18 protein-coding genes are annotated in these 19,235 nt (G+C 56.0%); 6 read left to right on the plus strand and 12 right to left on the minus strand.

What is annotated here, in order from left to right:
* The first annotated feature begins 513 nt into the window (after positions 1 to 513).
* A complete protein-coding gene (locus ACXJJY_RS00005; RefSeq protein ID WP_456384354.1) occupies positions 514 to 1,488 on the plus strand; it encodes a ketopantoate reductase family protein in 975 nt (324 codons plus the stop codon).
* A 49-nt stretch (positions 1,489 to 1,537) separates the two neighbouring features.
* Here ACXJJY_RS00005 and ACXJJY_RS00010 read toward each other — a convergent pair whose 3' ends face one another.
* The 4 genes from ACXJJY_RS00010 to ACXJJY_RS00025 are packed head-to-tail and all read right to left on the minus strand — an operon-like array spanning position 1,538 to position 5,604.
* Entirely contained in the window at positions 1,538 to 2,230 is a 693-nt protein-coding gene (locus ACXJJY_RS00010; protein WP_456384356.1) for a type 1 glutamine amidotransferase, read from the minus strand.
* A 56-nt stretch (positions 2,231 to 2,286) separates the two neighbouring features.
* Positions 2,287 to 2,928 (minus strand): MarC family protein, encoded by a 642-nt coding sequence (locus ACXJJY_RS00015; RefSeq protein WP_456384360.1) that lies wholly within the window; start codon positions 2,926 to 2,928, stop codon positions 2,287 to 2,289.
* 43 nt (positions 2,929 to 2,971) lie between these two features.
* Positions 2,972 to 4,846, minus strand: coding sequence for an ATP-dependent zinc metalloprotease FtsH (ftsH, locus tag ACXJJY_RS00020; protein ID WP_456384362.1), 1,875 nt, complete (start codon positions 4,844 to 4,846; stop codon positions 2,972 to 2,974).
* 14 nt (positions 4,847 to 4,860) lie between these two features.
* Positions 4,861 to 5,604 carry a TVP38/TMEM64 family protein gene (locus tag ACXJJY_RS00025; protein WP_456384364.1) on the minus strand — a complete coding sequence of 248 codons (744 nt, stop codon included), beginning with the start codon at positions 5,602 to 5,604 and terminating at the stop codon, positions 4,861 to 4,863.
* A 197-nt stretch (positions 5,605 to 5,801) separates the two neighbouring features.
* Here ACXJJY_RS00025 and ACXJJY_RS00030 point away from each other — a divergent pair, with 197 nt between their 5' ends.
* From ACXJJY_RS00030 to ACXJJY_RS00045, 4 genes are all read left to right on the plus strand, one after another.
* Positions 5,802 to 6,341: an HdeD family acid-resistance protein gene (locus tag ACXJJY_RS00030; RefSeq protein WP_456384366.1), complete on the plus strand. Its 540-nt coding sequence runs from the start codon at positions 5,802 to 5,804 to the stop codon at positions 6,339 to 6,341.
* A gap of 84 nt (positions 6,342 to 6,425) precedes the next feature.
* Positions 6,426 to 7,415, plus strand: coding sequence for an LOG family protein (locus tag ACXJJY_RS00035; protein ID WP_456384368.1), 990 nt, complete (start codon positions 6,426 to 6,428; stop codon positions 7,413 to 7,415).
* The gene (locus tag ACXJJY_RS00040; protein ID WP_456384370.1) at positions 7,412 to 8,803 is read left to right on the plus strand and encodes an MBL fold metallo-hydrolase RNA specificity domain-containing protein; all 1,392 of its coding nucleotides are present in this window, start codon (positions 7,412 to 7,414) and stop codon (positions 8,801 to 8,803) included. The genes ACXJJY_RS00035 and ACXJJY_RS00040 overlap by 4 nt, the downstream gene beginning before the upstream one ends.
* A 135-nt stretch (positions 8,804 to 8,938) precedes the next feature.
* The gene (locus tag ACXJJY_RS00045) at positions 8,939 to 9,415 is read left to right on the plus strand and encodes an Hsp20/alpha crystallin family protein (RefSeq protein ID WP_456384372.1); all 477 of its coding nucleotides are present in this window, start codon (positions 8,939 to 8,941) and stop codon (positions 9,413 to 9,415) included.
* Between the two features lie 122 nt (positions 9,416 to 9,537).
* On the opposite strand, the gene recA is transcribed toward ACXJJY_RS00045, so the two are convergent.
* The 4 genes from recA to mnmA all read right to left on the minus strand — a co-directional run bounded on the left by recA (position 9,538) and on the right by mnmA (position 14,605).
* Positions 9,538 to 10,596, minus strand: a complete 1,059-nt coding sequence (gene recA, locus ACXJJY_RS00050) for a recombinase RecA (RefSeq protein ID WP_456384374.1) — start codon at positions 10,594 to 10,596, stop codon at positions 9,538 to 9,540.
* 74 nt (positions 10,597 to 10,670) lie between these two features.
* Entirely contained in the window at positions 10,671 to 12,005 is a 1,335-nt protein-coding gene (locus tag ACXJJY_RS00055; RefSeq protein WP_456384376.1) for a CinA family nicotinamide mononucleotide deamidase-related protein, read from the minus strand.
* Positions 12,006 to 12,227: 222 nt separating this feature from the next.
* Positions 12,228 to 13,541 (minus strand): tRNA (N(6)-L-threonylcarbamoyladenosine(37)-C(2))-methylthiotransferase MtaB, encoded by a 1,314-nt coding sequence (mtaB, locus tag ACXJJY_RS00060; protein ID WP_456384378.1) that lies wholly within the window; start codon positions 13,539 to 13,541, stop codon positions 12,228 to 12,230.
* 23 nt (positions 13,542 to 13,564) lie between these two features.
* On the minus strand, positions 13,565 to 14,605 hold the full coding sequence (mnmA, locus tag ACXJJY_RS00065) for a tRNA 2-thiouridine(34) synthase MnmA (protein ID WP_456384380.1): 1,041 nt from the start codon (positions 14,603 to 14,605) through the stop codon (positions 13,565 to 13,567).
* Between the two features lie 156 nt (positions 14,606 to 14,761).
* Here mnmA and ACXJJY_RS00070 point away from each other — a divergent pair, with 156 nt between their 5' ends.
* The gene (locus ACXJJY_RS00070; RefSeq protein ID WP_456384382.1) at positions 14,762 to 15,040 is read left to right on the plus strand and encodes a group II intron maturase-specific domain-containing protein; all 279 of its coding nucleotides are present in this window, start codon (positions 14,762 to 14,764) and stop codon (positions 15,038 to 15,040) included.
* Between the two features lie 72 nt (positions 15,041 to 15,112).
* On the opposite strand, the gene ACXJJY_RS00075 is transcribed toward ACXJJY_RS00070, so the two are convergent.
* From ACXJJY_RS00075 to ACXJJY_RS00090, 4 genes are all read right to left on the minus strand, one after another.
* The gene (locus ACXJJY_RS00075) at positions 15,113 to 15,445 is read right to left on the minus strand and encodes a type II toxin-antitoxin system RelE/ParE family toxin (protein ID WP_456384384.1); all 333 of its coding nucleotides are present in this window, start codon (positions 15,443 to 15,445) and stop codon (positions 15,113 to 15,115) included.
* Between the two features lie 3 nt (positions 15,446 to 15,448).
* Complete coding sequence (locus tag ACXJJY_RS00080) at positions 15,449 to 15,718, minus strand: type II toxin-antitoxin system Phd/YefM family antitoxin (RefSeq protein ID WP_456384386.1); 270 nt, start codon at positions 15,716 to 15,718, stop codon at positions 15,449 to 15,451.
* 153 nt (positions 15,719 to 15,871) lie between these two features.
* Positions 15,872 to 16,903, minus strand: coding sequence for a hypothetical protein (locus tag ACXJJY_RS00085; RefSeq protein WP_456384388.1), 1,032 nt, complete (start codon positions 16,901 to 16,903; stop codon positions 15,872 to 15,874).
* Positions 16,884 to 19,097, minus strand: a complete 2,214-nt coding sequence (locus tag ACXJJY_RS00090) for a DUF1156 domain-containing protein (RefSeq protein WP_456384390.1) — start codon at positions 19,095 to 19,097, stop codon at positions 16,884 to 16,886. Before ACXJJY_RS00090 ends, ACXJJY_RS00085 begins: the two co-directional genes overlap by 20 nt.
* Positions 19,098 to 19,235: the final 138 nt, after the last annotated feature.

Raw genomic sequence — 19,235 nt, forward strand, 5'->3', positions numbered from 1 at the left:
ATTCAAGGAATCTGGGCTAGCACACCAAATAGATTTTTGTAACACTATTTGTAGAAAATGATTGTGTTTCCTTTCGTCAGTCAGGTCCTTAAATTTATATATTTTCACTTTCTTATTCCGGGTTAACAAGTAATTATACAGATCTGTATAACCTACACCTGTCCGATCAAGTAATCAATGTAAAAATAATTAGTTAAGTGAGTTCTGGCCGCAGGCTATATGTCTGGAACTGGATATCGGCAATCTGCATATCATTCCATCTGCTCCAGTTTGCCGTCTTTAAAGAAAATGTGATTGCCATCAAAACTCAGAAAATGGCTGATGTCAAAATACATGGCTATTGACAGGCTGAGGAGGAGACAACATCGCAATTTTCACGGACACTGTGAAAAAATGGCCTCTCACTGGTACTCTTTGGCAAAGAGTTTTTTCCGGGCAAAGCGATGTTCTCCTTTTTTGCTGCCCGTACTGAGTTTTGTTGGTAAGCAAATCGGACAGAGGAGGAAAGAGACAATGCGATTTCTGATTTTTGGAGCCGGGGCTCTGGGACAGGCTTTGGGATGTATGCTGGCTGCCGATGGCCACCGGGTTGATCTGGTGCTCCGGCCCCGGTTCATCGAGGCAATTGGTGATGCCGGCCTGCAGGTCAGCGGGATATTTGGCGAGTTCAGCGCTCCTCTCGACAGGGTGGGCCTGCTGTCGAACCTGGAGGGGGTTGACGGGGCAGGATACGACTATGGGCTGATCACAACCAAGGCCTATGACACAGAGGCCGCGGTCCAGGCCCTGGCCGCTCTTCCCGGGTTTGCTGGTTCGGTGGTATCCATTCAGAATGGCTGTGGAAACGTGGAAAAGGCGGCCATGGTTTTTGGCGAGGAGCGGACACTCGGGGCCCGGGTGATAACCGGTTTTGAAATTCAGCGGCCCGGGCTGGTGCGGATCACCGTCACGGCCGACGACATTCATATTGGCTCCGTCCGGCCTGGCCATATTCCTGAATCAGCCTCTCGTCTGGCCGCGGCCGTCAATCATGGCGGCCTTCCCTGTATCGCCGTGGAGGATATCCACCGCGACCTCTTTGCCAAGCTGCTCTACAACTGCGCCCTCAACCCCCTCGGCGCCCTGCTGGGGGTTCATTACGGCGCCCTGGGCGAGCATGGTGAAACCCGGCGGGTCATGGACCGGATCATGGACGAGACCTTTGATGTCATCGAGACCATGGGCGGCTCCACCCCGTGGCCCGATGCCGAAGCCTATCGGCGGGTTTTTTACGATCAACTCCTGCCTTTGACTCGCAATCACCGCCCGTCCATGCTCCAGGATCTGGAAAACGGTAAGAGGACCGAGGTGGACGCCCTGGTTGGCTATGTGGCTGCGCAGGGCCGGCGCCTCGGGGTGGAAACCCCCACCTGCGATACCCTGGCCGCCCTTGTTCGTTTCCGGGAAAACCAGGTCCTGGCTGACAGGGAGGCCCGGGATCTGTCCTGAGCGAAGCTTACCGGTCAGCTTTCATCCTGCCGGTAGTACCCGGGGAGATTCAGCCGAAAAGCCGATCCAGGATACCTTCCATGGCCATGTTGATGGCCTGGAAGAGCTCCCGGGGAACCTCTTTTATTTCACTTCTGTTCTGAATCCAGATCCCGGGGATGAGCTCATCCTGGCAGTGGCGGGTTATCAGCTCGACACTCTCGGGAGTTGATTCCAGGTGAAACTGCAGCCCCAGCACCCGGTCGTCGTAGAGAAAAGCCTGGTTTTGACATGCCTCGCTACGGGCCAGGTGGACACTTCCTTCCGGTATGGCAAAGGTGTCTCCATGCCAGTGGAACACGGTGAGTTCTGGCTCCAGAAAACCAAAAATCCTGGTTTCGCGAGCCTCCGGCGTCAGAAAAACAGGGAACCAGCCAATCTCCTTGTGCGCACCAGGATGGACCCTGGCCCCGAGAACATCGGCTATAAGCTGGGCTCCCAGACAGATGCCGAGCACCCTGCCTCCGCCCTCGATGACGTTGGCAAGGAACTCCTTTTCCGCCTGCAGCCAGGGAAAGCGGTCATGTTCGTAGATATTCATCGGCCCGCCCATGACAACCAGCCGATCGACAGTCTCTGGAGCAGGCAGAGCCGGGTTGTCAAAGAGGCGGCTGCAGGTGACCCGGTGGCCATTCTTTTCAGCCCAGCTGAGGATATGGCCCGGCCCTTCGAAGGGGACATGTTGCAGGATGTGGATGTCCATAATTTTCAGTTCCTCTGCTGCTTGATTGAACAAGGTGTTCTGGCCCGTGGCCGGGATCAGCCCAGGACGGGAAAGAGCTGCTTCAGGCCTTCGGCGATCATCTGGACCCCGATGGCGCAGAGCAGAAGTCCCATGATGCGCACACCGATATTCAGGCCGGTGGTCCCCAGGCGCTTGCCGATAGGTTCGGCCAGCCTCAGGCTCAGCCAGACCGTGCAGGCGACCAGGATTATGCAGCCGCTGAGCAGTATCCGTTCTGTCAGGCCGGGCACCATGGGCTTGTGCGTTTCGACAATAACCAGGCTGATCGCTCCGGGTCCGGCCATCAGGGGGATGGCCAGCGGTACGACGGCGATATCGTCCTTCTCCTGGTTGGCATCAACTTCTTCAGGACTCTGTTTCGCGTGACTCTGACGGGCATGCATCATGGCAATTGCCATGAGCAGAATCAACAGCCCGCCGCCGGTCCGGAAGGCGGGCAGGCTGATGCCGAAAAAAGCCAGCACAGTGTCACCGGTCCAGGCCGCGGCGAGCAGGATGAAGGCCACTGCCACTGCGCTGATCCTGGCGATTTTTTGACACTCCTCCCGGGATCTGCCTCCACTCAGGGAAAGGAAGACCGGAATTGCGCCAAGGGGATTGACGATCGACAGGATACCGATGAATGTTTTGGCATAACCAGCGTATTCGGGGATCATGCCCATCTCTTCTGTTTAAGGTCCCGGAGACGGAAATGGTTCATCAGTTGCCGTTTGCATGTTTTTCGATGATCTCTTTGACCACTTCACCGTCCAGGACCTCCTTTTCCTCAAGGGTGCTCGCCAGGGCGTCCAGGGCAGCCCGGTTGTCGGTGAGTATGCCCCGGGCCCGGGCATGGCCTTCTTCAACCAGCTCGCGGCATTCCTCGTCGATTATCCGGGCCGTTTCCTCGGAATAGTTGCGTTCTTCATGATCATCACCGCCCAGGAACTGCAGCTGGTGGTGCTTTCCATAGGTGAGCGGGCCGAGTTTTTTGCTCATGCCAAGGCGGGTCACCATGGAGCGGGCGATCTCAGAGGCCCGTTCCAGATCATTGGAAGCCCCGCTCGATACATCACCAAAGATCAGCTCTTCGGCCACCCGTCCGCCGAGCAGGATGGCGATCTGATCCTTGAGTTCCTGTTCCGTGGAGAGGAACTTTTCATCAACCGGAAGCTGCAGGGTGTAGCCCAGGGCGGCCACACCCCTGGGAATGATGGAAACCTTGTGTACCGGTTCGCCGGTGGGAACGGTTTCGGCCACCAGGGCATGTCCTGATTCGTGGTAGGCAACCCGGTGTTTTTCTTCCGGGTTGAGGGCTCGGTTTTTCTTCTCCGGCCCGGCAATGACCCGGTCGATGGCAGCCTCGAAATCCCGCATGGTGACTTTGTCATGGTTCCGGCGGATGGCCTGGATGGCGGCTTCGTTGCAAATGTTTTCCAGGTCGGCGCCGACAAATCCGGGTGTGCGCTGCGCCACCACGTGGAGATCGACGTCGTCTGCCAGCCTCATTTTGGCGGCGTAGAGCTTCAATATGGCTTCCCGGTCCTTGAGATCCGGCTTGTCAACCAGGACCTGGCGGTCGAACCTGCCAGCCCTGAGCAGGGCCTTGTCAAGGATTTCCGGCCGGTTGGTGGCTGCCATGACAACCACTCCGGTGGAGGAATCAAAGCCGTCCATCTCGGTGAGCAGCTGGTTGAGGGTCTGTTCCCGTTCATCGTGGCCACCCATAACCGGTCCGGCCCCGCGGGCCCGGCCGATGGCGTCGATCTCGTCGATAAAGATGATGCATGGTGCATGTTTGCGGGCCTGCTCGAAGAGTTCACGTACCCGCGCCGCACCGACACCGACAAACATTTCTATGAACTCTGAGCCGGAAATATTGAAAAAGGGCACATCGGATTCACCGGCCACGGCCCGGGCCAGCAGGGTCTTGCCGGTACCTGGGGGGCCTACCATGAGCACACCCTTGGGCATCCGGGCGCCCAGTTTCTGGATCTTGCTTGGATCTTTGAGGAAATTGACGATTTCCTTGAGCTCCTGTTTAGCCTCCTCGGCCCCGGCCACGTCGTCAAAGGTAACCTTGGGCGCATCGTCGGGGTGGATGTGGATTTTGTTGCCGATATTGAGAAAACCGCGTCCCATGTTGCCCATGCGCCTGGCCATGGCTCCCCAGATAAAGAAAAGCAGGCCAAAGGGCAGGACCCAGTTGAAGAAGAAGTTGGCCAGGTAGTTGTTGGACTGGCGAACAGTGAATTTGACTCCTTTCTTCTCCAGTGATTCGGCAAGGTCCGGATTCCATGACAGAGGCACCGTGATGAAGCGGCGTGGCCTGCCGGTTCGTTCGTCACGCAGAGTGAGGGTTCCGGTAATTACTTTGTCGGTTACTGTCGCCTCGGCGACCTGTCCCTTGTTCACGTATTCAAGAAACTGTGAATAGGGGATCTCCTCCTGCTTGACCTGCTGGTACCCCTGGTAGAGCTGGAAGGAGACTATGATAAAGATCAGGTACAGCAGAAAGGTGAAGCCTGGGTTCTGCCAGAATTTTTCCTGGCTGGTTTTGTTGATCTCAATTTCAGGTTTTTTTCCGTTTCCCATAAAATTTGTTTGTTTCATGATGGCTTACTGTTATTCCCTGTGAGAAGTTTTCGCTGTGCAAATCGAATGGTGAGCAAAATACAGATAAACAATAATGCAAGTCCCAGGATACGCAATGCAATATGTGGGAAGCTGAGGGATGAGGTGCCCGAGGCAGCCCGGGTGACATGGGCGGCGGTATAGCCGAAATAGTTGAGCAGCAGGCAAGTGGGGATTGCGCCGAGGTTGCCGATAAAAAATGGAGTAAATCGCACCCCGGTCGCTCCGAGGGCCTCGCACAGGGGCGCGGCTGGAAGGGGAAGTAAGCGAATGAGGATCTGGACTCCGGGTCCGGAGATCCGGGCCTTCCGGACTACTGCCTGGAGATGGGGCCGTTTTTCGAGCGAGCGGGACACCCGTTCGGCCAGCAGGATCCGGCCAAGAAACCAGGCCAGGGTCGAGTTCAATGTGGCCCCGGTCAGGACGATGATCAGGCCGGGCATGAGACCGTACAGTGCCCCTCCGATAAAGGCAAACAGGGTCTGGGTCACACCGATAAGCGGCAGCACTGTCATGGCGGCCAGAAAGGCCAGCATACCGGTGAGTCCCAGGGAGCCGATCCAGGCTTCGAACTGGGCCGTGTGGGCTTTGGCGATGGAACCGATGGAGGAAAAGAGGGCAAAGACCAGGGTGATCACCAGCAGGTGCCTGACAAGGCGGTGGCCGGAGATATCGCGGCAAGAGGCCGTTTTTCGGGAATGGTTCACGGGGTGGGGCATACGGCCTACCTTACCGGGTCCGGTTCTGATGTTCAAGGCCGGGATCCATGCGCTGTCCTTGACAAAAGACCGACTCGATTACTATGGGTTATAGCATGAGTGGTGGTAAGCCGGGAAAGCGGACCCGACCGGCCGTAACAGATGTGCCCTGTGACCGCTCGCCCTTGAACAGTAAAAACAGGCTTGGAGGAAAAAATATGCAGAACCTGTCACTGGACATATTCATGGATCGCCGGACCCGCAGGACGACCATTGTCACCGGTGTTGTTTTGTTGGTTCTGGGCCTGATCGGTGTGGTTATGCCCCAGGTGATCACCGTGGCCGTTTCTCTGCTGATTTCTTTTCTGCTGGTGCTCAGCGGGGCGGTGGTCGCTTACCTGACCTGGATCAACTATTCCCGCACCGCCCTGGCCTGGCTCAAGCCTTTTCTGCTCATTGCCCTGGGGCTGCTGATCGGCCTCTATCCCGCAGCCGGCGCCGCGGCGATGGGGTTGGTGCTCATCATCTATTTTCTCCTCGACGGCTTTGCCTCCATCAGCTTTTCCTTTGTTTTGCGGCCCCTGCCCGGATGGGGCTGGACTCTGTTCAACGGTATTCTCTCCATGATCCTGGCCTGCGTGTTTCTGGTCAGTTGGCCCTTTTCCGCCATGTGGCTGGTGGGGCTTCTGGTCGGGATCAGCCTGATGGTGGATGGCCTTGCCCTTCTGATGCTCGGACTCTCGGCCCGTAAGTTCTGACGGCGTCGCGAAAAGTCCGATCTACTGCGCTGTAGCGGGAACGGCCAATGCTTGACTGACACCGCTATGCCTGGGAGTCTCACCATGAAAAAAAGAACCAGACCCGGCCGGAAGCGGGAAATACCTGCCCCTGCCCATCCCCATTTCCGCTCCATCCCCCTGCCGTGGCATCTGCCTAAAGACCTGCAGGATGATCCCCAGGCCCTGTCCCGGGTTGAAACCATCATGCAGAGCCCGGGCTATCGCCAGGCAGACGAAGATCCTGATTTTCTCAAGCGGTACGAGACCCGCGGGGTGCGGCTGCAGATCGATTACCTCAAGCCCGAATTGCTCCTGGAGGAGCATCGGGTGGGGCATACCATTGTCGCCTTTGGGTCCACCAGGATTCCGGAACCGGCCGCGGCTGCTCGCCGGGTTGAGAAGCTGGAGCAGGAGGCTGCCGAACATCCCCGGGACAGGGAGCTTGCCCGACAGCTGGAAATAGCCCGTCGGCTGAAGGCCAAAAGCCGCTACTACGAGGTGGCCCGTGAGTTTGGCCGCCTGGTGGGCAACGCCGGGTCCGGGCCTGATGACTGCCGGCTCCTCCTGATCACCGGCGGCGGTCCCGGGATCATGGAGGCGGCCAACCGGGGCTCCTATGATGTGGGGGCCAAGTCGGCCGGGCTCAACATCACCCTGCCCCACGAACAGTTCCCCAACCCCTATATAACTCCGGAACTCTGTTTCCGGTTCCATTATTTCGCTATCAGAAAGTTGCATTTTCTGCTCCGGGCCAAGGCCCTGGTGGCCTTTCCCGGCGGTTTTGGTACCCTGGACGAACTGTTCGAGGCCCTGACCCTGATCCAGACCCGCAAGATCGATCCTCTGCCGGTGATTCTGGTGGGGGAGGAGTTCTGGCGTCAGGCAGTGGATGTGGATTTTCTGGTCGACGAAGGGGTGATCGACCCCGAGGACCGGGACCTGTTCTGGTATGCCGAGGAGGCCGAAGAGGCCTGGCTGGGTATTCTGGAATGGCATGAGAAAAATGGCAGTCCGCTCCTGGCCGGGCCGGAATGCGGGGGGAGAAAAAGATGAAAATATCGTTCCATGGCGCCACCGGGACAGTAACCGGTTCCTGCCATCTCGTTACCTGTCGGGGCCGGCGGATCCTGATTGATTGCGGCATGTATCAGGGCGGCCGTGAAATTGAACAGGAGAATCGCGAAGATTTCGGTTTTGATCCGTCCACCGTGGATTATCTTCTCCTGACCCATGCCCATCTCGACCATTGCGGCCGGATTCCACTGCTGGTGGAGCGCGGCTTCCGGGGCGAGATCATCACCACCGCGGCCACCCGCGAACTGGCCCGGCTGGTCATGCTGGACGCGGCCCATATCCAGGAGGAAGATGCCCGCTGGAAGGCGAAAAAAGCCGCCCGGCACGGCAGGAAGACTGGGGATATCAAGCCTCTCTACACCACCCTCGATGCCCTGAATTCACTGGATTATTTCGGTCGCACTTCCCTGTACAACAAGCCGCTCAAACTGTGGGACGGTATCCAGGCCACCTTTATCGATGCCGGGCATATCCTGGGTTCGGCAAGCATTGTCCTGGAGCTTGAGGAAAAAGGGCGGCGGAGAAAAATACTCTTTTCCGGCGATCTCGGTTATCCGGACCGGCCGATTCTTCGCGACCCGGCCCATCCGCCGCCGGTGGACGTGGTGGTCATGGAGACCACCTATGGTGACCGGGAACACAAACAGCTGTTGCCCTCGGTCCAGGAGCTTTACGAGGCCATCATGTCCACCTTTCGCCGGGGCGGTAACGTGGTGATCCCCACCTTTGCCCTGGAGCGGTCCCAGGAGATCCTCTATTATCTCCGGGAAGGGGTGGAAAAAGGTGAGCTTCCCGGGATTATGCAGGTCTTCCTCGATTCGCCCATGGCGATCTCGGCCACCCGGATTTTCAGCCGCCACCCCGAGTGTTTCGACAGGGAAGCCTATCGTATTTTCCATGACGGCCGTGATCCCTTTGACCTGCCGGGGCTGCAGTTTACCCGCGAAACCAGCGAGTCCATGGCCATCAACGCCATCCGGGGCGGGGCTGTGATCATGGCAGGATCCGGCATGGCTACCGGCGGCCGGGTCCGCCACCACCTCAAGCATAATCTCTGGCGGAAGCGGTGCAGCGTGATCTTTGTCGGCTACGCGGCCCGGGGCACCCTGGCCCGGCAGATCATTGACGGGGCCAGGGAGGTGAAGATCTTTGGTGAAGTGATCCCGGTCGAGGCCTCGATCTACACCATCGGTGGTTTTTCCGCCCACGCCGGACGCAGCCAGCTGCTGGAATGGTTTCGCCGTGCCGGTGATCCGGAGCAGGTTTTCCTGGTCCACGGTGAAGAGGAGGCCATGGAGAGTTTCGCCCGCACTCTGGGCCACAGGCATACCTGTATGCCGGGGCTGCATGAGACGTATCGGCTCTGAGTTTTGATGGTAATCACATTTTTTTTTGGTTCAGGGCGGGGGATCTTGACATGCTTCTGTGTCTGCTTATTTTGTAAGCAGTTGGAATTGAGTGATTTCCATTCAATCCAAAATTCTGGGACAAGGAGGTGTGTCATGGGAAAGAAGAAAGATAAGGGAGAACTGGTTACAAGAGAAGAGATGCAGGCTGTTTCCCCGTTTGAGGAAATGGACCGTTATTTTGAAACCTTTTTCCGCAACCCCTTTGCCATGTTGTCAAGTCCATTGATGCCGGTCCCGAAAATGGAAGGGCTCAATCCATCGGTGGATATCTTCGAGGATGGCAATGAAGTGGTGGTCAAGGCCGAGTTGCCGGGCATCAACAAGGATGACCTCAACGTCACCATCACCGAAAACAGCCTGACCATCTCCGGCGAGAAGAAGCAGGAAGAGAAGGTGGACAAGAAGGATTATCATCGCATCGAGCGGAGGTATGGTTCCTTCACCCGCAGCTTCCGGCTGCCGGAAGATGTGAACGGCGACAAGGCCAAGGCCTCGTTCAAGGATGGAGTGCTGGAGATTCGCCTGCCGCGCACCAGGGAGTCCAGGCAGAAGAAAATTGCCATCAACTGATGTGGCGCGGAACCATTTGATCTTTTCTCCTGAAAAAACCCTGTCAGAAAGATTTCTGGCAGGGTTTTTTATTGCGTGTTCCGGGTTCTGTCTGTGGCCGGGAGCCTGACTCCGCAGGCCGGTCAGGCCGGTTTTTCTTCAGCCCTGGCAGCCGGTTCAGGTATATCTTCCACCGGCAGGCCATAACCCAGCCGGATCTTTTTCTCGATTTCGTCCGCCATGTCAGGGTGTTCCTTGAGAAAGGACTTGGCATTTTCCCGTCCCTGGCCAATACGTTCATCCTGGTAGGAGTACCAGGCTCCTGACTTGTCAATGATATTGAGCTCCACTCCCAGGTCGAGCAGGTCGCCCATCTTGGAGATGCCCTCGCCATAGACGATATCGAACTCGGCCTGCTTGAACGGTGGAGCCACCTTGTTCTTGACCACCTTGACCTTGGTTCGATTGCCAATGATATCGGTGCCGTCCTTGATCTGGGTCATGCGGCGGATGTCGAGGCGGACAGAGGAATAGAACTTGAGGGCATTGCCGCCGGGCGTTGTCTCCGGGTTACCGAACATGACCCCGATTTTCATCCGGATCTGGTTGATGAAGACCAGGGCGGTGTTGGTCCGCTTGAGTACGCCGGTGAATTTCCGCATGGCATGGGACATGAGCCGGGCCTGCAACCCCACGTGCTGGTCTCCCACATTGCCATCGATCTCGGCCCTGGGTACAAGGGCAGCCACCGAATCGATAACCACCACGTCCACTCCGCCGGATCGAATCAGGATTTCGGCAATCTCCAGGGCCTGTTCGCCGAAGTCGGGCTGGGATACCAGCAGATTGTCCACATCCACTCCCAGCCGTTCGGCATAGGCCGTATCCAGGGCATGCTCCGCGTCGATGAAGGCGGCTGTGCCGCCTCGGCGCTGGGCCTCGGCAATGACATGCAGGGCCAGGGTGGTCTTGCCGGACGATTCCGGGCCATAGATCTCGGTTACCCGGCCACGGGGCAGGCCGCCTACTCCCAGGGCAATGTCGATGGACAGGGCGCCGGTGGGGATGACAGGGATATTTTCCCGTTCGTTGGAACCCAGCCGCATGATGGATCCCTTGCCAAACTGGCGCTGGATCTGGGTGATGGCGTTATCCACGCTTTTGAGCTTTCCGTCTTTTATCTGTTGAGCCGTCTGGGCCATTTTCTGTGTCTCCTTGAATATAACGGTATGTTCCGATAGCCTTGCCTTCTTGTGTGTTGGTCGTGGGGCTGATATTAAGACTCTCTGTTGCCGGAACACTTCATCGTGTCGTCGTCGACCAGATTCCGGAGCGGTGGTTCCGGGGACTGTGCTCCGGGGGTCGGCTCCCGGGCCTTTTTCTCGTCCAGCAGGGTTCGTCGTACCAGGTTCAGGCCGGTCATGGCGGCGTGCTCCTGGATGGACTTGCGGTTGCCGGAAAACCGGTAGAGATGGGTCGAGATGTTTCCATCAAAGCCCAGTCCGAAATAGACAGTGCCCACGGGTTTTTCTTCGCTTCCACCGGTGGGTCCGGCAATGCCGGTGACCGACAGGGTAACCGGGGCTCCGGTGCACTGGCCGATACCACGGGCCATGGCCTCGGCCACCGGATCGGAAACTGCACCATGCCGGACCAGCAGGTCATGGTCCACCTGGAGCAGAGACTCCTTGACGCTGTTGGCATAGGCCACCACACCGCCGATGAACCAGCCTGAACTACCGGATATTTCGGTGATCTTACTGGCAATCAGGCCACCAGTGCAGGATTCGGCCACTCCAATGGTCCGGTTGCTCTCCCTGAGCATCCTGCCCACCACCATGGCCATGGTTTCCCGGTCGATGCCATAGATGGCGTCTCCCAGGATACGGGTGATAGCGCTGTCCATTTCCTCGAATAACCGCCGGGCCTCGTCATCATCCCGGCCGAGGATGGTCAGGCTGACATGGACCTCGCAGTCCACGGGATAGTAGCCGATCTTGACCCGCTTTGTCTTCTCGATATCACGGAGCAAGCGGTTGATTTCCAGCTCGGGCAGGCCAAATGTGCGGTAGACCCGGAGCCGGACATGCTTGCGGTTGTTGCCGGTCCAGGTGGCCAGTCGGGGCAGGACCTCATCCACCAGCAGATGTTTCATCTGCGAGGGCACACCGGGCAGAAAAAAAATGGGCACGCTGTCATGGACAAGCATGTAGCCGGCCATGCGTTTGTCGGTGAGGATCTCGGCCCCTTCCGGCAGCCAGGCAAGTTTCTCCAGCCCGTTGTCCTGGTTGTGGTTTTCGTGCAGCTGGGCCTGGATTTTTTCCAGCAGCTCCGGGTAGAGGATGGACGGCCTGTTCAGGGCCCGGGTGACAGCTTCATTGGTCAGGTCATCGGTGGTGGAGCCCAGCCCGCCAGTGACAATGACGAAATCGGCCCGGTGGATGGCGCGTTTGAGTGCTTCACCGATGAGCTCCGGCGTGTCGCCAATGGTGTGCATGGCCACAATTTCATGGCCGGCTGCGAAGAGATGCCGTGCCGCAAACCTGCTGGTGGTGTTGGCGATGCGCCCGGAGGTCAGTTCGTCACCAATGGCTATGATTTCTCCAATCATCGATATCGGGCCCGGGATTCTGGTTTTGGGATGCTGCCTCTTCAAGGGCATCTTACCAGTCGCCCGGGTTTAAGGCCACCCTGAAAAATTGTCTTTTCGCCCGATAACTGCGTCACCGATGCAATGGAAAATACTCACATGTTCCCGAATATGCGATAATTTTTTATTTCTCCGCTCCTTGTTTCTGGACGAAAATTCTAATTTTTCAGGGCAACACTTGCCTCAAGTGTACTGTTCCTCCAGTATGCCGTGAACATGGTCGTCATCGAGATGGTCGAGGCGCACCGTGACCACCGAGCGGACCAGGCGGCCCGGGCCTTTGAGCTGCACCGGGATATAATTATCACTGAATCCCTGCAGCAGGCCGGTCTTTTTGTTGCGGCGTTCCACCAGTACTTCCACGGTTCGTCCCAGGTGGTTGCGGTAGAATTCCTGCCGTTTCAGCTGGTCGAGCTCGCGCAGTCTCCGGACCCGCTCATCTTTGATGCCTTTTGCCACCTGGTTCTCCATCCTGGCCGCGAGGGTACCTGGCCGGCGGGAATAGGGAAAGACGTGCAGGTAGGCGATAGGCAGGTTGTGCAGCAGGTTGCAGGTGTTTTCGGCTGCGCGGTCGGTTTCGCCGGGAAAACCGCCCAGGACATCGCAGCCGATGGCGGCATGGGGTACGGTGCCAAGAATCCGTTTGATCACCTGGATAAAGTTTTCAGCCGTATAGCGGCGGTTCATCCGCGCCAGGACCTCGTTGTCGCCGCTCTGCAGGGGGATGTGGAGGTGGGGCATGAAGTTCCGGTGGCCGAACAGCTCCAGGAGCTCGTCGTTCACCTCGGTGGGTTCCACAGAGCTGAGCCGGATCCGGATATGGGGAAATTCGCGGCAGAGACGGTCGAGCAGTGAATAGATGGAGAGATTTTTTTTCTTCAGGTCCAGGCCGTACTTTCCGACATTGATACCGGTAACCACCAGTTCCCGGTATCCCTGCTCATCGAACACCCTGGCCTGCCTGAGGACCTCATCCATTGCCACGCTGCGGCTGCGGCCCCTGGTATAGGGCACGATGCAGTAGGAGCAGAAGTTGTTGCAGCCATCCTGGATCCGCAGGTAGGCCCTGGTCCGGCCGCTCATCCGCCTGACCGGCAGGTGGCAGATCTCTTTTCTGGTGGAGATATCGGTCATCAGCATGGAGAGATTACTTTGTTCCTCGGCCAGGGCCGCATCCACCAGGAGGTGTTTATTGCCGTTGCCGATAATGCAGACATCCCGATCGACGATATCCAGAATTTCGCGCGAACAGATCTGGGCATAGCAGCCGGTGATGATCAGTCTGGCATTCGGGTTGGAGCGCATGGCCCGGCGGATCATCTGGCGCGACTGCTGTCCGGCCCGGCCGGTGACCGCGCAGGTGTTGATGACATAGACATCGGCGTCCGAGGAAAAAGGGACCAGGTCGCAGCCCCGCTCCTCGAAACCTGAAATGAACGAGGATGATTCGTACTGGTTGACCTTGCAGCCCAGGGTGGTTATGGCAATTTTTTTCATGTGGCGAAAAAAGTCACAGGTTCTCAGGTTGAGGGTTCAGAAGGGGTGGCGATAATCCCGCTCCCCACCAGCCGGTCCTCTTCATAAAAGGCGGCAAACTGTCCCGGGGTTATGGCTCGCTGCGGACTCTCGAAGGTCGCGCGCCAGCCCCGGGAAGTCCTGGTCACAGTGGCCGGGGCCGGATGGTGGCGCGAGCGGAGCTGAACAAGCCCTTTCCACGGTATGGTCAGCGACAGGGCCCATTCCACCTGGCAGAGATTAACGCTCTGACTCCAGAGTGCCTCATCCTTGCCAACAATCACCCGGTTGTGTCGGCTGTCCAGGGCAACAACATACCAGGGCGTAGCATCAGGGATGCCGAGACCGCGGCGCTGGCCGATGGTGTACTTCCATATTCCCTGGTGGGTTCCGAGCACCCGGCCCCGGGTATCGACAATTTCTCCTGGCAGATCCGGGCCGCCATGTTGACGAAGAAAATCGGCCACACTGCAGTGGCTGAGGAAGCACACGTCCTGACTTTCCTTCTGCTGGCGAAATCCTCTCAGTCCCAGCTCTTCGGCCAGGTTATAAACCTGTTTCTTGTTCAGCTCCCCAAGCGGGAAGAGGATCTTCGACAGCTGCTCCGGCTTGATCCGACAGAGAAAATAGGACTGATCCTTGAGATGATCTTCCCCCCGGCGGATCACTGTTTTGTCTCCATACGTGGCTGTGCGGGCGTAATGGCCGGTGGCGCCTCGCTCCATGCCATATTCCTGCATGATATCCAGGAGAGAGCCGAATTTGATCTCGCGGTTGCAGCGGATACATGGGTTGGGGGTCTGGCCATCATGGTAGGTGGAGAGAAAGTAGTCGATAACCGTATCGGTGAAAACCTGGCCCATGTCCACCAGGTGCAGGGGTATTCCAAGCATGCGGGCAACCTGCTCGACCCGGCGGATTTGCTTCTCCTGGTTCGGTACCGGCAACCGCATGAAAAAGCCGTGTACTTCGTGACCCTGGTTGCGCAGGAGTGCTGCTCCTGTGCTGGAGTCAACGCCACCGCTCATGGCCATACCTATCTTCATGGGCAATTCTGAATCTGTTGTGGGTTAGACGTATACCAGGGACTTTTCAACGGGGCGGGAAAGGGAGCTGAAAGGACCCGTGCAGCCTGGGGTTTGTGTTGTGTACGTCCGGCATGGGCGTGATTTTGTGGGGTGCAAGTCCCCTTTACGTGAACCATGATGCTGAAATTAATAGACCACTGGCTGCGGCGGCGGGTGCGCATGTGCTTTATAAAGCAGTGGCGCCGGTGCCGCACCAAAGTCCGCGAACTCGTCAAGCTCGGCACGAACCTGCGTCAGGGCATATCCATCGGCCTGAGCAGGAAGGGTCCATGGCGGCTCGCCAGGACACTGGCAACGCATTCGGGAATGACCAACAAATGGTTGAAGGATCAAGGTCGGTTGTCTGTCAAGGATCTGTGGGTACACATCCATTACCCGGCTACGGTCCGGTAGCTCACGGGAACCGCCTGCCACAGGTGGTGTGGGGGCCGGGGGAGAAAAACCCCCGGCTACCCGATTGGCCTATTATTTCTTTTTAATCAATTTTTCCAGAAGGATATCCTCAACATTCCTTCTCGAATCAATTATTGCCAATACATAGACCTTATCTTCAAATATCCGATACATCACTCGCCAAGGAGAGATGATTAACTCACGATATGTTAAAATACCTTGTTTTTGTAGTTCAGGAATATAACGACTACGCTGAGGAGAATAGTTGAGAGACTCTATTTTATTTTTAATTTGTCCAAAAAGCTTCTGGGCCGTTAATGGGCTATCTTGCACTATGTAATCAGTTATATCTTCAAGATCATCAACAGCGGATTTTGCCCATATGACTTGAAAGTTTTCATTCATTTCTCATTTCAATTTTTTTTGGATTATCTCCAAAACATCATCATTTGATATTGCCTCACCGTTTCTGATTTCTTCTTCTGCCAGCGAGAGAATTTTCAATAATCCAATAGCTTTTCTCGTGCTTTCAAAACTTTCTGGATCCTGTAGCACAGCCCTGGCCTCACCGTTTTGTGTTATAATTACAGGACGATGGGTTTCGTTAATCTGCTTTAATAAATCTGCAGCCCTTGACTTCAAGTAACTAACTGATTTTATGTCCGTGGATATATTCATTTTTCACCTCCCAGTCTTTTTATGGTACCAGATATAGACTGGATGTCAATGCATATCTGAAGGCCAACGACCAAGCTCACTGGTTTTTACGGAGCGCAGCGGAGTAAAAATCCAGTGCAGCGATTTGTTATGCCATTCCGCCAAGTTACGATGCTATTTTGCTTTGAATTCTTTCAGTCGGGTACACTCAACAAGCCGATTCAGTGTTTTTGCAGTAAACACTTTTCCTCTTGTTGCAAGGATCATCTTTTTCATATCTTCCCGGCGGACCCCGAAGCCCCGACCGCCGATACACGCGATAACTTCGTATTTGGGATTATCCTCGGAGCGTCCGGCAAGGCTCAACTCCCCGAGGTGTTGAATGCGCGTCACTTTGTCACGGGCCGTGCCGTCATCCTCTGTGATTTTCGCTTCGATAATGACCTGCGGGTTGAATTCACTGGGTATAATGAAGTCCGGTGTCTGGTCGAAACCCTCGATACGTTCCGCCCGCTTGGTTTTACGGAAACTGATCCCCGCCTTGGAGAGAACTTCCTCAATCGCGGATTCAAGACTGTCGCCGATGAGTTCGCTTACGGAGTCTCGATGCCCGGCAAAGGGCCTTCCGAGAAATCTCTCGTAGAGCAGCATGGCATAGGGAACACCTATCCCAGCCAGATTCTTGATACTGTCAATGCCATTTTTGGTATCAGCCTTGTCAAGGCGATGAAGCTGATCTTCATCCACTTCGGGAACACCTGCTGCCAATAGCTGGCATGCGGTTTTAACCATGGCTTTGAGCCGTTCCTTGGTAACGCCGTTGGTGTTGAGTTCCGTTTCAGGGTTCATCCTGACTTTCCGGTCCAGCGAGCGCACAAAGCCTTGAGTAACCGAGATGCCGGTTCTCTGCGTCGTGACATAACCCCATTCCGGTGGCGTAAAACCGAGCATGGAGCGCAATACCACGATAGAGATAGGTTCGGATACCGTTACCCGAAATACTTTTTCCGGATCAAGCTGGGAGAAACCCGCGGTTGCCACTTTCAAGGCTTCGTATCCACGCTCAAAGACGGGATATTCAACGAAGCCAGCGCCCTTTGGCATGACGAGGAATTCCGACTCAAGGCATGAGAATACGGCATCTACATAACTTTCAGGGTCCCGGAGAATCTCCTCCAGGGAAACTTCAAAAGGAAACGTTGGCATATTCCGCTCCATATTCCGCAACTCTTTCGTGGACGGCGAACAGGGGCATGTCCTTTGTCGTTGCTGTTGTGTTGATCTCGATAAATTTTCCAACTTCGTCCTGTCCACCGAAGCGCTGGAGCCAATTAGCCACGTCCGCCAGGCGAGATGCGGTTGGTCGGTTTTTATCCCCTTCACTTCTGAGCGACCATATCGCGAGGCGGATCAAATGGCCGAAAGTGATGCACCTGATGTCACCGGAAGTCGGCTTTACATTCCCGGCCCTGAGGTGCGCGAGATCTTCCTTCACGATTCTTGCGACATCCTCCGGGGAGTCCGCCAGCCATTTCCGTTGCATGATGCCCGTTGATCGGCAGACGAACACGGTATCAATGATGGATGAACCGGTTCCGTTAATATGTATGGACGCCCCCATTTCCGCAGGACAGGGTAACGACGCAGAACAGGTCAATCCCGCATCAAGAATCGCGACCGCGACAGGATAGTACGCTTCAATTTTATTGTGATGATATGTGAACGCAAGGGGAGCTCCCGGCTTCAGGGCTTTTGACATGCGCCTGAATACAGCGGAAAGCCCTTCCGTAAAATGGTCCAAATCACGCCCCATATCCACGTTGCCGGTTAATTCGTCCGCGTTCCTGGTTGAAACAGCCTTGAATGCCTGGGAAGTCTGTCCGACCAACCGTTTCAGCCAGACATAGCAAAAATCCATGAGTTCCGCGTACTGGACATTGCCAAAATATGGAGGATCGGTGAAGACAGCGTCCAGTGAGTTGTCGGGCAAATCGGAAATTGCTGCGTCTTGGCACGAGATATTGACTGTGCGGATATGATTGGAGCTCGAACCATTTAAATGGTCTCCAATCCACTCTTTATCAATCGGGATTACTTTTTTCCTACGCCCATAGTGGCGTACCTCAAACGGGTTGTCGCAATACGCTTTCGCCTTTTTGAATTTTTCAATAATGTTGGCCCAGCCTCCGCTTCCCACACACATGTAGCGGCCAGACTCCATAATACCCAGGAAATTCGACTCGCACTGTATCAACCCCACCGGGAAGCCATGCACGGAAAAAATATCTAGCGATTTCAGCGCCCTCGTGTCATAGCGGCATAGCATATTCTGGTAACGGAGCAAGTCTGACAGATTTGTCGCAAGCGCATTGCGCACCCGCTCATCCGGTATTTTGGCGATAATACGAGCGGAGAGTTCCAAGCCGATAAGCTGGCGGTAGTTGAACATCTCCCGGTAGTGCCTGTATCCCCAGCGGAGAAGCCTGTTGGTTTCGTCTCCGCTTGGTATTTCATCATCGGGAACATACCTCGGACGCATCTTCATCCATCTTTCTTCCACCTCTCTGACCCCTTCGATGTCCCGGGAATCCGGCTTTTTGAAGAACCGCCCTTTATGAGACGGCTTGCACCTTTGGCAATGGTATTCGATGGCGAAAAGACGATGGCGTGGGGGGCCAAGCTCGGCGTCGGGAAACAAGTTATCACTTCCGCACGCAGGACATTCACACCTGCCACGCTTGGCAGGTCCTTCAAGAACCAAGGCGGCTGCGCAATGGTTGCACCGTCCGGGATGTTTCCTGTCCTTTGTTTCCGTCAATTCACCGCAGACCGGGCATACAAAGACATTTTTAGGATGCCTGGAATCGGCGGCAAGAAGGTAGCCCGGAAACAGGTCTATATCTTCCCCGCATTCGCTGCATTTTCTGACTTTCACCCAAAGGAAATATTTTACATGGGCATCGTCTGAACCGCATAGAACACAGCGAGTGCGGTAGAGATGTCCGATTTCCTTTTCAAGAGTTGTTCGTAAAGAAACGGCGGCCTTCTCGTAATCTCGAAGATTGAGGTGTTCTATTTCCTGTTTGACGATCCACCATGCCATCGGGTTTATGTCAAACCCCGTGACATCGCAACCAACTCGATTTGCCTCAAGAATCGGCGTGCCACCACCCATGAATGGATCAGCAACATGGAGACCAGGAAAGTTATTCGACTCGTAAAACGCCTCACGTAGCGGTTTGTCCGAGAACTCGGACAACAGCAAACCACGGAACAGGGTGCCTGGCCGCCGGGCGAACCATTTGTGCACGGCAATAACAGGGCGGTAGTTCTGCTGTATCTGTTTTTCTCGAAGCGCCAGAGCAGCGATAAAAGCTATGTCAAAATCTTTTTCTATCATGTGGTTTCATGCGGCCTTATTGATGGCATAATCGCGGTGCTGACCCGCGCCGTGGGCAGTGCAGGCAAGCGAAGCTTGCATGTGCTGTTCACGGTGTCGGGTCCAGTACCTTGTTCTGGCGCGTAGCGGCGGGGCAAG

The organism is Desulfolithobacter sp. (assembly GCF_054025815.1).